Annotated in this window: 13 protein-coding genes; 10 read left to right on the top strand and 3 right to left on the bottom strand. The window is 61.7% G+C overall.

Annotated features, from left to right (window positions below):
* Positions 1–18: 18 nt before the first annotated feature.
* Positions 19–912 (bottom strand): NYN domain-containing protein, encoded by an 894-nt coding sequence (locus AWT75_RS09150; RefSeq protein ID WP_062788951.1) that lies wholly within the window; start codon positions 910–912, stop codon positions 19–21.
* Positions 913–1,084: 172 nt separating this feature from the next.
* Between AWT75_RS09150 and AWT75_RS09145 the strand changes: the two genes are divergently transcribed.
* Positions 1,085–1,324 carry a hypothetical protein gene (locus AWT75_RS09145; RefSeq protein WP_045845953.1) on the top strand — a complete coding sequence of 80 codons (240 nt, stop codon included), beginning with the start codon at positions 1,085–1,087 and terminating at the stop codon, positions 1,322–1,324.
* Positions 1,325–1,475: 151 nt separating this feature from the next.
* Here AWT75_RS09145 and AWT75_RS09140 read toward each other — a convergent pair whose 3' ends face one another.
* A complete protein-coding gene (locus AWT75_RS09140) occupies positions 1,476–4,952 on the bottom strand; it encodes an indolepyruvate ferredoxin oxidoreductase family protein (protein ID WP_045845954.1) in 3,477 nt (1,158 codons plus the stop codon).
* 391 nt (positions 4,953–5,343) lie between these two features.
* On the opposite strand from AWT75_RS09140, the gene rarD reads away from it, so the two are divergent.
* The 8 genes from rarD (at position 5,344) to gmhA (ending at position 10,862) form a co-directional block, all read left to right on the top strand.
* A complete protein-coding gene (gene rarD, locus AWT75_RS09135; RefSeq protein ID WP_062788950.1) occupies positions 5,344–6,258 on the top strand; it encodes an EamA family transporter RarD in 915 nt (304 codons plus the stop codon).
* A 141-nt stretch (positions 6,259–6,399) separates the two neighbouring features.
* Positions 6,400–6,600 (top strand): hypothetical protein, encoded by a 201-nt coding sequence (locus AWT75_RS09130; RefSeq protein ID WP_062788949.1) that lies wholly within the window; start codon positions 6,400–6,402, stop codon positions 6,598–6,600.
* 165 nt (positions 6,601–6,765) lie between these two features.
* Positions 6,766–7,230 (top strand): GNAT family N-acetyltransferase, encoded by a 465-nt coding sequence (locus AWT75_RS09125; protein ID WP_062788948.1) that lies wholly within the window; start codon positions 6,766–6,768, stop codon positions 7,228–7,230.
* Between the two features lie 5 nt (positions 7,231–7,235).
* A complete protein-coding gene (locus AWT75_RS09120) occupies positions 7,236–8,165 on the top strand; it encodes a methyltransferase domain-containing protein (RefSeq protein WP_062788947.1) in 930 nt (309 codons plus the stop codon).
* Positions 8,162–8,815, top strand: coding sequence for an alanyl-tRNA editing protein (locus AWT75_RS09115; protein ID WP_062788946.1), 654 nt, complete (start codon positions 8,162–8,164; stop codon positions 8,813–8,815). The genes AWT75_RS09120 and AWT75_RS09115 overlap by 4 nt, the downstream gene beginning before the upstream one ends.
* On the top strand, positions 8,809–9,204 hold the full coding sequence (locus AWT75_RS09110; protein WP_062788945.1) for a GFA family protein: 396 nt from the start codon (positions 8,809–8,811) through the stop codon (positions 9,202–9,204). The genes AWT75_RS09115 and AWT75_RS09110 overlap by 7 nt, the downstream gene beginning before the upstream one ends.
* Before the next feature lie 56 nt (positions 9,205–9,260).
* On the top strand, positions 9,261–10,148 hold the full coding sequence (locus AWT75_RS09105) for a DMT family transporter (RefSeq protein WP_062788944.1): 888 nt from the start codon (positions 9,261–9,263) through the stop codon (positions 10,146–10,148).
* A gap of 129 nt (positions 10,149–10,277) precedes the next feature.
* Positions 10,278–10,862 (top strand): D-sedoheptulose 7-phosphate isomerase, encoded by a 585-nt coding sequence (gene gmhA / locus AWT75_RS09100; RefSeq protein WP_062788943.1) that lies wholly within the window; start codon positions 10,278–10,280, stop codon positions 10,860–10,862.
* A 252-nt stretch (positions 10,863–11,114) separates the two neighbouring features.
* Here the strand turns inward: gmhA and AWT75_RS09095 are convergent, their stop codons facing one another.
* Entirely contained in the window at positions 11,115–11,900 is a 786-nt protein-coding gene (locus AWT75_RS09095) for an inositol monophosphatase family protein (RefSeq protein WP_045846006.1), read from the bottom strand.
* Positions 11,901–12,172: 272 nt separating this feature from the next.
* Between AWT75_RS09095 and AWT75_RS09090 the strand changes: the two genes are divergently transcribed.
* The gene (locus AWT75_RS09090) at positions 12,173–12,901 is read left to right on the top strand and encodes a 16S rRNA (uracil(1498)-N(3))-methyltransferase (protein WP_062788995.1); all 729 of its coding nucleotides are present in this window, start codon (positions 12,173–12,175) and stop codon (positions 12,899–12,901) included.
* Positions 12,902–13,208: the final 307 nt, after the last annotated feature.

Raw genomic sequence — 13,208 nt, 5'->3', positions numbered from 1 at the left:
CACGGCCGATAGTCTGTTTCAGCCTTGTTCGGCCGGGGTATCGGTTTTCTTGCGCGGGCTGCGTTTTTTACGCACGCTGGCCGGCTTGCCGGTGCTGGCTGACTCTGTGCTGTCCGGTTTTGCCGCCGTGTTGTTGGCCGTCTCGCTGCTGTCGATTTCCTTGAGCCGGATTTCGCTGTGCAGCTTGGAGCCGTTGCGCTGCTCCTGCACGGTGAGGAAATCCAGTTTTTTCACCATTTGCGACAGGCGCGAATGGCCGTAATTGCGCGGGTCGAACGAAGGGTCGTTCTTGGCGATGTAAGACCCCACGGCGGATAGCTCGGCCCAGCCGCTTTCCCGTGCCACCGCGTCGATGGCAGAGGTGAACATGGCCTGCAGCGGGTGGATGTCCCTGGGTGCTGCGGGTTTGCTCTTGCTTTGGCGCGTGCTGCGTGCCTTGGGCTTGTCGCTGCTGACTGCCACCTCCGGTGTTTTTTCCGGGCGCAGGATTTCGGTAAACACGAACTTGTCGCAGGCGGCGATGAAGGGGCGCGGTGTCTTGGATTTTTCGCCGATGCCGATGACAGTGAGCCCGCCTTCGCGCAGGCGGGTGGCCAGCCGGGTGAAGTCGCTGTCGGATGACACCAGGCAGAAGCCATCGAAGTTGCCGGTGTACAGCAAATCCATGGCGTCGATGATGAGGGCCGAGTCGGTGGAGTTCTTGCCGCTGGTGTAGGCAAACTGCTGAATGGGGTGAATGGCGTGTTTGTGCAGTACCTCTTTCCAGCTCTTGAGCTGGGTGGTGGTCCAGTCGCCATAGGCGCGCTTGACAATGGCGGTGCCGTATTTGGCCACTTCGGCCAGCAGTTCGGCGGTGAGGCTGGCCTGGGCATTGTCGGCGTCAATCAGTACAGCGAGTTTGCGGTTTTCCATGCACGCGGTTCCCGTGGAGCAATGGGTCATGCTAAGCCGCAGGCAAGCGGACGTCAAAAACTGTGCAGCTTGTGATCAGACGGCTGCGCTGGCTTTTCATGTTGCCTTGCACAAAGCTGGCACGGCATTTGCTGTACCAACAGTGGCATATCGCCCAACAGGAGGTTTCGCCATGCCCTTCTTTTCAAGCCCGCGCAAGCATACCCCCGCTGTGCAAAAAACCAGTGATATCGTGATGTTCAACTACCGTCGTCCGGTGCGTGCCCGTCAGGTGGCACTGGGCAGCAATGGCCGGCTGTGGCTGGTGGAGGCGCTGGATGCGGTTCATGGCATCTGGGTCTGGCAGGATGAATACAATGGTGTGGACCAGGCGCTGGATGAAGCGCGCCGCCTGAGCCTGATGCTGTCCTGATGGCCCAGCGAGGCTTTTGTCGCATCGGCACTGCCTTGAAACAGTGCAGTGATTCACCAGAACCGGGATTTTTTGATCAAAAAAAGGGCGCGGATGATGTCATCCGCGCCTGAACCACCCTCTCTTTACTGCTACAACACTCACAAATCCATCAGGCTACCTTGCGTTTGCCGGCCTGCTGGCGAAACTGCTCCAGCAAGGTTTTCTGTTTGTCACTGGCCTGACGATAGGCCGCTTCCTTGATGTGACCAAAGCCACGCACGCCTTCGTATAGCTTCACCAGCTCGGTAGCCGTTGCCAGATTGTCCAGGCTCAAACCAGACAGCAGGCCGTCAACCAGCTGCTCGAACTCGGTAATCAGCCGGCGTTCCAGTTTGCGGTCGGACTGCCAGCCAAACGGGTCCAGTGCAGTGCCACGCAAGAAGCGCAGCTTGGCCAGCAACTTCATGCCCTTGAACAGCCAGGGGCCGAAGGCGATTTTCTTGGCCACGCCACCGGTAACCCAGCTGGCACCAATATGGAAACGCAGCTGGTAATCACCTTCGAACTGGCTGGCAAGCTCGCGCAGGAAGTCGCCGTCGGTGTACAGGCGGGCTACTTCGTACTCGTCCTTGTAGGCCAGCACATGGAAGTAGGCACGGGCCACCGCCAGCGACAGGCTGCTGCTGGCCGGGTTCAGCCCTTGTTCCGCTGCCTGAACCTTGCCCACCAGCGCTTTGTAACGCTCGGCCAGTGCCTGGTTCTGGTAGTTCAGCAGTTCCTTGGCGCGGTGATGCAGTACGCCATCCAGCGTTTCACGTGGAACAAACTGCACCACGGAAGACGGGTTGGTGAGTGCTTCCACCCGGCCCGGATCGTGGGCGGCATGACGCCCCCAGATAAAGGCCTGCTGATTGAATTTCACCGCAGCGCCATTCAGGCGGATGGCTTCCATCAGCGCTTCTTCGCTCACCGGCACCAGGCCCTTCTGCCAGGCGTAACCCAGCATGAACATATTGCTGGCAATGGCATCGCCCATCAGCGCGGTGGCCAGACGGGTGGCATTGACTTCCCAGAAGCGGCCGGCACCGACCGATTCGATCACCGCATCCTTCATGGCACGGCTGGGGAAGCGTACGTCCGGGTTCTTCAGGAAAGCGCTGGTAGGGGATTCGTAGCTGTTGACGATGGCGTGGCTGAAGCCCTCGCGCATCTTGGCCAGTGCTTCCTCCGCGGCGGTGACCACCAGGTCACAGCCCAGCACCAGGTTGGCATCGCCAGCGGCAATGCGCACGGCATGCAGTTGCTGCTGGCTGTTGGCAATACGCACGTGCGACCACACCGAGCCGCCTTTTTGTGCGAGGCCTGCCATGTCCAGTACGGTAACGCCCTTGTTGTCCAGATAGGCGGCCATGCCCAGTACCTGGCCGATGGTGACCACACCGGTGCCGCCCACGCCGGTAATCATGATGCTGAACGGGTCTTCAAGCGCCGGAATCTGCGGCGCAGGCAGGGTGGGCATGCTGTCCAGCGTGGCGGCGGCACCGCTTTGCTTTTTCAGTTTGCCGCCTTCCACGGTGACAAAGCTGGGGCAGAAGCCTTCCACGCAGGAGTAGTCCTTGTTGCAGCTGGACTGGTCGATCTTGCGTTTGCGGCCCAGTGCCGTTTCCACCGGCAGCACCGACAGGCAGCCGGATTTCTTGCTGCAGTCGCCACAGCCTTCGCACACTTTTTCGTTGATGAAGGCGCGCTTGGCCGGGTCGGGGAATTCACCGCGTTTGCGGCGACGGCGTTTTTCTGCGGCGCAGGTCTGGTCGTGAATCAGCACGGTGGTGCCTTCGGTTTCACGCAGCTCTTTTTGCAGGCGGTCCAGTTCGCGGCGGTGGAACACGTCCACGCCGGGAGCGAGGCCTTGCACGCTCTGGTATTTGTCCGGGTCGTCACTGGTGATGACGATGCGCTTGACGCCTTCGGCCGCCAGCTGGCGGGTAATCATCGGCACGTCCAGATAGCCATCCACATGCTGACCGCCGGTCATGGCCACCGCGTCGTTGTACAGCAGCTTGTAGGTAATGTTGACCTTGGCCGCCACCGCCGCGCGGATGGCCAGCAGGCCGGAGTGGAAGTAGGTGCCGTCACCCAGGTTGGTGAAAATGTGTCTGGTATTGGTGAACGGTGCCTGGCCTACCCAGGTAATGCCCTCGCCACCCATCTGGGTGAAGGTTTTGGTGCTGTCGCCTTCAATCCAGTGCGCCATGTAGTGACAGCCGATGCCGGCCACGGCGCGGCTGCCTTCCGGCACGCGGGTGCTGGTGTTGTGCGGACAGCCGGAGCAGTAATGCGGCACGCGGGCAATGGCTTCGCGCGGCTTCACCAGCTGGGCTTCTTTTTCGTCGTAGAACTTCAGCCGGTCGTGAATCACCGGGCTGTCGAAAATCAGCGCCAGGCGGCTGGCAATGGCGCGGGCAATCATGGCCGGAGTCAGCTCGCCGGCAGCGGGTAGCAGCCAGTCGCCGTGCGGCAATGCCCATTCGCCTTTTTCGGCAAACTTGCCCACCACGCGCGGGCGCACGTCATCACGCCAGTTGTATAGCTGTTCCTTCAACTGGTATTCGATGATCTGGCGTTTTTCTTCCACCACCAGGATTTCATCCAGCCCTTCGGCAAAGTGGCGCACGCCTTCCGGTTCCAGCGGCCACACCATGCCCACCTTGAAGATGCGCAGGCCGATGTCGGCGGCCAGGGCTTCGTCGATGCCCAGGTCGTCGAGCGCCTGCATCACGTCCAGATAGCTCTTGCCACAGGTGATGATGCCCAGACGCGGCTTGGGCGAATCCAGCGTGATGTGGTTGAGCTTGTTGGCGCGGGCATAAGCCAGCGCGGCATACAGGCGGTGGTGCAGTACGCGTTTTTCCTGCACCAGCGGCGGGTCCGGCCAGCGGATGGACAGGCCGCCTTCCGGAATGGGGAAGTCCTGCGGAATGACAAAGTTGAAGCGTTCCGGCGAAATGTCCACTACCGCCGAGCTTTCGATGGTGTCGGAAATGGCCTTGATGGAAACCCAGCAGCCGGAGTAGCGGCTCATCGCCCAGCCGTGCAGGCCGAAGTCGATCACTTCCTGCACGCCGGACGGGGACAGTACCGGAATCATGCTGGCGGCCAGGATGTGGTCGGACTGGTGCGGAAAGGTGGAGGACTTGGCCGCGTGGTCGTCACCGGCCACCAGCAGCACACCGCCCTTGGCACTGGTGCCGGCCACGTTGCCGTGCTTGATCACGTCGCCGGAGCGGTCCACGCCGGGGCCCTTGCCGTACCACATGGCGTACACGCCATCGTACTTGGCCCCTTCGAACATGTTGACCTGTTGCGTACCCCACACCGCGGTGGCGGCCAGGTCTTCGTTCAGGCCGGGATGAAACACCACATTGTGTTGCTTGAGGTAGGGCTCGGCCTTCTGCATGGTCTGGTCGACATTGCCCAGGGGCGAGCCACGATAGCCGGTGACATAGCCTGCGGTATTCAGCCCGGCTGCACGGTCCAGCTCCTGTTGCAGCATGGGCAGGCGAACCAGCGCCTGGATGCCTGTCATCAGCACCTGGCCGGTGGGGGCGGTGTATTTCTCTTCCAGATCAACATGACGGATCGACATGGTTTCTCCTCCTGCCGCTCAGGTCCTGTCCGGTAAGGTGGCCGGTACGGCCTGCGGCTTGTTTTCGCTTGTGGCGGGGGCGGGTTTTCCGGCAAGAAAGCACCCGCCTTTCATTATGTTGTAGGCCGTTTTGCTGCCAGAGAGCAGCCTTTTGGCAGGCGCAGTGGCAGGGGCTTCATGTGGCGGACTGTAGCTTACGTTTACGTCAACGTCAAAGGTATTGACGGACAGGCAGGTCAACTGCGGCGATTGTGCCAGTGCAGCATGGTCTGGCCGTGTTGCCGCGGCCGATTGTTTGTCTGGCAGAACAGCATGTTATGGCAGCCATGGTTTTTCTGCGCGGCAGAAGCCGTTAAGCTGCACAATCAAAAAACCAGTCATCGAGCGTGTCATGTCCGCTATCCCTTCCCGTCAGGATGCCACCCGTGGCGTCCTGTTTGCGTTTATTGCCTTCGTCATCTGGGGCCTGTTTCCGCTGTACTGGAAGCCGCTGCACCAGGTGCCTGCCTTGCAGATTCTCTGTCACCGCATTGTCTGGTCTGCCGTGTTTGTGGCCGGCATCCTCACCGTGCGCCACAACTGGGCCTGGCTGGGCGAGGCAGTGCGCCAGCCACAAAAGCTGGCCATTTTCGGCTTGTCCTCGCTGATGCTGTCGCTGAACTGGCTGATTTACATCTGGGCGGTGAATGCCGGCCACGTGGTGGAAGCCAGCCTGGGTTATTTCATCAACCCGCTGTTCAATGTCTTGCTGGGGCGTCTGTTCCTGGCGGAGAAGCTCACGCCCATCCAGCGTACGGCGGTGGCGCTGGCTGCGGCCGGTGTGGCCTGGATTACCTGGTGTACCGGCACCTTGCCGCTGATTGCCCTGTCGCTGGCGGCTACCTTCGGCCTGTATGGCCTGCTGCGCAAGAAAGCACCGCTGGCCTCGCTGGAGGGACTGGCGCTGGAAACCTTCCTGATGGCACCGCTGGCCTTGCTGGCGCTGGGCTGGTTTCAATGGCAGGGGCAGGGTGCTTTCCTGCATCAGGCGCTGTCGCTGGATGTGCTGCTGGTGGGTGCCGGCGTGGTGACTGCCATCCCGCTGTTGCTGTTTGCCGCCGGCGCGCGACGGCTGAAGCTGGCCACGGTGGGACTGATCCAGTACATCGGCCCCACCATTCAGCTGGCACTGGGCGTGTTGTTGTTTGGTGAGCCCTTCGATAGCGGCAAGCTGTTCGGCTTCAGCCTGATCTGGCTGGCCTTGCTGCTGTATTCGGCCGCCGGCCTGCTGCAAATGCGGGCCGACAAGCGGACAGCTGCCGCCTGATGTCGCCCTGAGTACCAGCTGAGCAGCAATAGGTAATCACCACGACTTGGCACTTTAATGACTTTGGCATTAAATGTGCAATTCATGGCCTGTCATCTTTTATTCCCAGTCAGGCCGGGTTTTTGCACAGGAAATGTCAGCATGGTACGCATCTTTTCCCGGGTGAAGCACAGGCGGCAAGCCCGGTCCTCCTCCTTGCCCGAAGAGCTGTCGGCGCATGAATATGCCCGCCTGAGCCAGACCTCAGGCGAAGTGCCCACAGCGGTGGCGACACATGCCGCCCCGGATAGCTGGCTGCAACGCTGCTGGCAATACTGTAAACAGCGCATGCACCGTGAATAGCCGTTGACCGCAAACGGCTTCCGGTCGACACTGCCAGCTGGCCTGACCGGCGCGTCCATACCGCCTTGTCGGGCAGCAATGCCTTGATCCGGCAACCATTGCCGTGGCATTGAATGCAGACACCGTGTCGGCCTCATCCGGCACCGACCATTACGGAGCGTGCGCATGCCTCAGTCGCTGCCACTGGAATTTGATTGTGATCCGGCCCGGCTGGACCGCGACATGATTCACCATTACCTCAGCCAGCAGTCCTATTGGGCTGCGGGGTTGCCGCGTGACATTTTCGAGCGCTCGCTGGCGGGCTCGCTGTGCTTCGGTGCCTATGCCGACGGTCAGCAGGTGGCCTTTGCCCGCATGATTACCGACCAGGCCACCTTTGCCTATCTGGCCGATGTTTTTGTGCTGCCCCAGTGGCGCGGGCAGGGCATCAGCAAGGCCTTGATGGCTTTCATCATGGCGCATCCCGGCCTGCAGAACCTGCGGCGCATGATGCTGGCCACGGCGGATGCGCATGGCCTGTATGCCCAATATGGCTTTACCGCGCTCTCCAGCCCGGAGCGCATGATGGAAAAGCTGGATCAGCAGGTCTATCAGCGGCTATCCGCTGAATTGAGCGCGCAACAAGGATAGGAATCATGGAACTGGCAACACAGTACTTGCAGGGCAAGGGAATCGAGCTGGGGCGCGGCGCGCATAATCCGCTGGCTCCGGCCGACTGCATCAGCGTGGCGCCGTGTGACGGGGTGCGCTATGTGGATGAACGCGACCTGGCCGACTACCGGGTGTATGCCGCCGAACAGCAGCGGCATGGCCGCGGGGTGGATCAGGTGGATGTGGTGGCCGAGGCTACCGACCTGCCGTTTGCCAATGGCGAGCTGGACTACGTGGCCAGTTCGCATGTGCTGGAGCACCTGCCTGCCATCTTTACCGCCTGGCAGGAATGGTTGCGGGTGCTACGTCCGGGCGGCATCAATTTCATGATCGTCCCCAAGCGCGATGCGCTGGTGGAGGACAGCGTGCGGCCGATTACCGGCTTGCAGGCCCATGTCGAGGCCTTCGAGCAAAGGGTGACGCCGCAATCCCTGCTACCGGAACTGCCCTGGCGCACGCATTATCACGTGTTCACCCTGCAAGGCCTGTTCGATGCACTCAACTGGTTCAACCAGCAAGGTCTGGGCGCTTACTGGCTGCTGGAAGCACAGGAGGAAAGCGACAGTAATGTCGGCAACGGCCATACCCTGGTGCTGAGCAAGCAAACCAGCTTGCCGGTACTGGAAGGCAGCGTTGGCCAGCTGGGCAGCGCCTTTAGCAGCGAACGCTATGAGGAGGCGGCCTTGCTGGCCCGCCAGGCCCTGTCGCTGAATTTCCGTATTCATGAAGCCTGGTTCATCCTGGCCATGTCCCAGCTGCAACTGGGCGATTCGCGCGCGGCCGTGCAGTCGCTGACCCAGGCACTGGTCTTGCAGCCCAAGCATGCCGAGTACCGCAATGTGTACCAGCAACTGCTGGGCCAGCCATTCAGCTACCCGATGAGCCTGGTCGACTACCTGGCGCGCATGCTGTGACCGGCAAGCTGTTCTGGACTGATCCCTACCAGACCACGCTCACCACCACCGTGGCGCGGGTGGACGGCCAGCAGTTATGGCTGCAGGACACCATCTTCTATGCCTTTTCCGGCGGGCAGGAAAGCGATGCCGGCACCATTGCCGGCTGGCCTGTCGAACTGGCGGAAAAACAGGGACAGGACATTGTCTACACCTTGCCGCCGGAGCATGGTCTGACTGCCGGGGCGCAGGTGACGGTGGCCATTGACTGGCCGCGCCGCTACCGCCTGATGCGCTTGCACTTTGCCGCCGAACTGACGCTGGAAACCATTTACCGCGACTTTGCCGGGGTGGAGAAAATCGGCGCACACATTGCGGCGGACAAGGCGCGCATCGACTTTGCCCTGCCCGAACCCATCACCCCGCATCTGCCCGCCATCACGGCCAGGGTGCAGGGCCTGATAGATGCTGACAGCGAGATTGTCAGCGCCTTCTCCGACATGGAAGCCCAGCGGCGCTACTGGGAAGTACCCGGCTACTGCCGGGTGCCCTGCGGTGGCACGCACTTGCGCCGTACCGGCGAGGTGGGCCACATTGCACTCAGGCGCAAGAATATCGGCAAGGGCAAGGAGCGGGTGGAAATCACCCTGCTGGACGGTGCGCCATGCTAGGCAGCTGTCTGTGCGGTGCCATCACGTATGAAGCGGATCAACTGGACCTGCCCGTCAGCCATTGTCATTGCCACACTTGCCAGAAAGCCCATGCCGCGCCCTTTGTGCCAACGGCCGGGGTGCTGCGCCAGCATTTCCGCTGGCTGTGTGGCGTGGAACAGCTGGGCAGTTTTCAGTCCTCCCCCGGCAAGCTGCGCCATTTCTGTAGCCAGTGCGGCAGCCATCTGCTGGCCGAGCGCGAGGGCAGCCCTTATGTCATCCTGCGCGTGGCCACGCTGGACGAGGCCCCGGCACAGCAGGCCAGTCAGCATATCTGGACCAGCCATGACCGGCCCTGGCTACTCGCCGACACGGCACCGCGCTGGCCGGAGTGGCCGCCGGACAGGTAAGCTGGCACTTTTCCCAACACCTATCCGGCCCTGTGCCGGGGACTGACTGGATTGTCATGTGGTACGACCTTGCCGCCGTGGGCGCGGCAGCCTGCTGGGCCTGGGGCGCCATTCTGGGCGCCGGCCCGGCCATGCATTTTGGCCCCTTCACCTTTACCCGCCTGCGGCTAAGCCTGATGACGCTGCTGTTGGGCGGCATCAGCCTGGCCATTGGCGGCTGGCACAGCATGCAGTGGGCCAATGTGCTGCCCGCCTTGCTCTCCGGCCTGACCGGCATTTTCCTGGGCGACACCCTGTATTTTTCTGCGATGAACCGGCTGGGGCCGCGGCGTTCCGGCCTGCTGTTTGCCACGCACTCGGTATTTTCCGTACTGCTGGGCATGTTGTTTCTGCAGGAAAAGCTCAGCCTGCTGGCCTTTGTCGGCAGCGTGATGGTGTTTGGCGGCGTGATGCTGGCAGTGGCATTTGGCCGTGGCAAGCAGCAAGGCAAGGCCTGGGAGCATCCGGCCCATTTCAAGCTGGGCGTGGCACTGGGCATGGCGGCAGCACTGTGCCAGGCCTTGGGCACCTTCTTTGCCAAACCGGCCATTGCCGGCGGGCTGGAGCCGGTCACTGCCTCGGCCATCCGCATGGGTGTGGCTTGCCTTGCGCATAATGTGTTGTGGCTGGGTGGCCTGCCGCTGGCCAGGAGCCGTGGGCCTTATACATTGCGCATGCTGGGGCAGACGGGGCTGAACGGCGTGGTGGCGCTGGGCCTGGGCATGACGCTGATCATGCTGGCACTGCAACATGCCAATGTGGCCACGGTGGGCATGCTCTCCGCGCTCAGCCCGGTGTTGATCCTGCCCATGCTGTGGTGGGTGAACAAGCAGCCGCCGGCGCTGGTGGCCTGGCTGGGCGCTTTTGTCAGCTGTGCCGGTACGGCCTTGATCGTGCTTCGCTGAAATTTACCCGCCTGCCATTTCCTGTGGCAGAGGGCATCGGGGTATGATGTCGGGGCTGGCACAAGAGCCAGCCCTGTTTACTGGTGGCAATGGCAGTGTGCCTTTGCCCGCAAGCATGATGGATCGCTGATGATTTCCCATATCCAGTCCAGCCTGACTGAAGCGCAAACTGCACTGAACAATCTGCTGGCTAATCCAGAGGCGCTGGCCAGCATCGAGGCCGCTGCGCAGCAACTGATTGCCAGCCTGGCCGCCGGTGGCCGCATCTTTTCCTGCGGCAATGGCGGCTCCATGTGCGATGCCATGCACTTTGCCGAAGAGCTGACCGGCCGTTACCGCAACAACCGGCGCGGCATGGCGGCCATTGCCATTTCCGACCCCAGCCACATGAGCTGCGTGGCCAACGACTTTGGCTACGAACACGTGTTTTCGCGCTATCTGGAAAGCCATGGCCGGGCTGGCGATGTGCTGATCGGCATCAGCACCAGCGGCAATAGCCAGACCATCGTCAACGCCGCCACCGTGGCGCGTGAGCTGGGCATGAAGGTGATCATCCTCACCGGCCGTGCCGCCACCCGGCTGGAACCGCTGGCCGATGTCTACGTCAACACACCGGGCGGCCAGTATGCCGACCGCGTGCAGGAGCTGCACATCAAGGTGCTGCACATCCTGATCGAGCTGGTGGAGCGGCATTTCTGCCCGGAAAACTACTGATTGCTGCATTGTTGGATCGGTAATGGAAAACGGCCCTGACGGGCGTTTTAGGCTGCTGACAAAGTAATCTGGTTCGCTTGCACCGGACCTGGCAAAGCCGGGCCTTACGGCCAAGCACCTGATTCCGCAACCTTCCCGTCTAATCCCAATCCCCCCGCCCTTTCCCTGCCAATTTAAGCAGCGAGCCTCGCTTTCTTTTCAGAAAGCGAGAGGCGGTTTGTCAACAAGTTGAAACGGCCCTGACGGGCTTTTTTACTGATTCGCCCGCACCCAGCGGTGCCACTGGCAGTACAGCTCGGGATCGATGGCGGCAATCACCGAACGTTTCCACACGGTATCCGTCCAGTAGTCGTCAGTATTCAGGCTGGCCAGCCGGCCGCCGGCTTCTTCCAGGATGACCGCGCCGGCAGCGTAATCCCACAGCCGCTGACCGCCATGCAGGTAGAGGTCGTAGCGGCCTGCTGCCAGAAAGCACCAGTCCAGCGTGCTGGAACCCATGCTGCGCTGGCTGCCGAACGGTGCCACGCTGCTCATGCGTGCCGCCAGTTTGCCGGAGCGCAGGTATTTCACTTCCACCGCAGCAATGGCATCGCCCATGCTGTTGCGGGTGGTTTTCAAGGGCAGGCGACGGCCGTTGAGCCAGGCCCCCTGGCCGCGGCGGGCATAGAACATTTCGTCTGACACCGGGTTGTAGATCACCCCCAGCTCGCTGACGCCGCGCACCACCAGCGCAACGGAAATGGCAAAGTAGGGCAGGCCGTTGACGAAGTTGGTGGTGCCGTCGATAGGGTCCACCACCCACAAGCCGTCAGGGTTGTCCTGCCACAGCGCATCCTGCTCTTCGCGCGTCATTTCCTCGCCCAGCACCGGGTGCGGCAACACGCGCGGCAGCAGTTCGCCCAGCGCTTGCTGGCAGGCCATGTCGGCTTCGGTAAACAGCGAGCCGTCGTCCTTGCGCGTTTTACCCACGCGCAAAAAGCGCGGCATCACCTCCTGGCGTGCCACGTCACGGACAACCTGCATCACCTGTTCAACCACCTGCATTATGTTCTCCTGGGTCCCGCTGCTATCGGTCAGCCGCTGCGGGCAAGGTAGGGTAAGCTTGGCTCACTCTGGAAGAATAGTTGCAAATCCGGCATGCCATGCCCCCATTCAATGGTGGTGCTCATCAGGAATGCGGACGCGTCATGCGTCGTCAGGGCCGGGCCTGGCGGGAAAAGCTGTCAGAATAGCCACTTGCCAAAGACGAGTTGTTGCAACTGCAGCAAACAAAGCAAAATACCGTTATCACCACGGACTTTCAATACGCCATGCCAAGGTTTTTTATCGAAACAGCCCTGGCGGCAGGCCAAACCCTGTCGCTGCCCGATGCCGTTGTCCGTCACATCCAGGTGCTGCGCCTGAAGGAAGGCGACAGCCTGACCCTGTTCAACGGACAGGGTGGGGAATACCAGGCCAGCTTGCTGTCACTGCAAAAGCGCGATGCCAGCTGTGAAATCACCCGCTTTGACGACATCAGCCGCGAATCGCCCATCTGGCTGGGCCTGGCGCAGGCCATTTCCAGTGGCGACCGCATGGAATTCACCCTGCAAAAGGGGGTGGAAATGGGCGTATCGCTGTTTCAGCCGATTGCCGCCGAACGCTCGGTGGTGAAGCTGTCCGGCGACCGGGCCGACAAGCGGGTGCAGCGCTGGCAGGAAATCGTGCAATCTGCCTGCGAGCAATGCGGCCGCAATACCTTGCCGCAGGTGCTGCCCATCCTCAGTCTGAATGAATGGCTGCAGCAGCAACAGCAGGCGGATGCGCGCCTGATCCTGTCGCCCCTGGGGACGCAAAAGCTGGCGGATATCGCCAGCGCACCCAAGCGGGCCTGGCTGATGGCCGGGCCGGAAGGTGGTTATTCCGCCCGCGAGGAAAGTGCCGCGCTGGATGCCGGCTGGACTCCGCTGAAACTGGGCCCGCGCATCCTGCGTACCGAAACCGCTGCGCTGGCGGCGGTGGCGGCGGTGCAGGCGGTGTGGGGGGATTACTGTATCTAGAGCTTGGTTGGTAGCGCCATTCCCATCGTGTTTGGAAATATGGCGAACCGCTTCGCGGTGATGTTTACATGGCGGGGCAGCGACAAGAGTGGTCGCCATCACGCTGACGATGCATGACATTCCCCGTGGCGCGCGCCGTCGGAGCTGCGTTGGGCAAGGTTTTAAGCCGCTGCATGTTTGAGCCATTCGACGTTAGCGAATGGCGAGTTCACGCTGACGATGCATGACATTCCCCGTGGCGCGCGCCGTCGGAGCTGCGTTGGGCAAGGTTTTAAGCCGCTGCATGTTTGAGCCATTCGACGTTAGC

The sequence above is a fragment of the Aquitalea pelogenes genome (assembly GCF_001515305.1).
Taxonomy (GTDB): domain Bacteria; phylum Pseudomonadota; class Gammaproteobacteria; order Burkholderiales; family Chromobacteriaceae; genus Aquitalea; species Aquitalea pelogenes.
Note: the sequence above shows the minus strand (reverse complement) of the source record. Positions and strands in the feature narration are given on the sequence as shown.

What these genes read in the sequence shown, in the direction of transcription:
- AWT75_RS09150 (WP_062788951.1), bottom strand. Translation starts at nt 912, where the DNA reads ATGGAAAACCGCAAACTCGCTGTACTGATTGACGCCGACAATGCCCAG.
- AWT75_RS09145 (WP_045845953.1), top strand. Translation starts at nt 1,085, where the DNA reads ATGCCCTTCTTTTCAAGCCCGCGCAAGCATACCCCCGCTGTGCAAAAA.
- AWT75_RS09140 (WP_045845954.1), bottom strand. Translation starts at nt 4,952, where the DNA reads ATGTCGATCCGTCATGTTGATCTGGAAGAGAAATACACCGCCCCCACC.
- rarD (WP_062788950.1), top strand. Translation starts at nt 5,344, where the DNA reads ATGTCCGCTATCCCTTCCCGTCAGGATGCCACCCGTGGCGTCCTGTTT.
- AWT75_RS09130 (WP_062788949.1), top strand. Translation starts at nt 6,400, where the DNA reads ATGGTACGCATCTTTTCCCGGGTGAAGCACAGGCGGCAAGCCCGGTCC.
- AWT75_RS09125 (WP_062788948.1), top strand. Translation starts at nt 6,766, where the DNA reads ATGCCTCAGTCGCTGCCACTGGAATTTGATTGTGATCCGGCCCGGCTG.
- AWT75_RS09120 (WP_062788947.1), top strand. Translation starts at nt 7,236, where the DNA reads ATGGAACTGGCAACACAGTACTTGCAGGGCAAGGGAATCGAGCTGGGG.
- AWT75_RS09110 (WP_062788945.1), top strand. Translation starts at nt 8,809, where the DNA reads ATGCTAGGCAGCTGTCTGTGCGGTGCCATCACGTATGAAGCGGATCAA.
- AWT75_RS09105 (WP_062788944.1), top strand. Translation starts at nt 9,261, where the DNA reads ATGTGGTACGACCTTGCCGCCGTGGGCGCGGCAGCCTGCTGGGCCTGG.
- gmhA (WP_062788943.1), top strand. Translation starts at nt 10,278, where the DNA reads ATGATTTCCCATATCCAGTCCAGCCTGACTGAAGCGCAAACTGCACTG.
- AWT75_RS09090 (WP_062788995.1), top strand. Translation starts at nt 12,173, where the DNA reads ATGCCAAGGTTTTTTATCGAAACAGCCCTGGCGGCAGGCCAAACCCTG.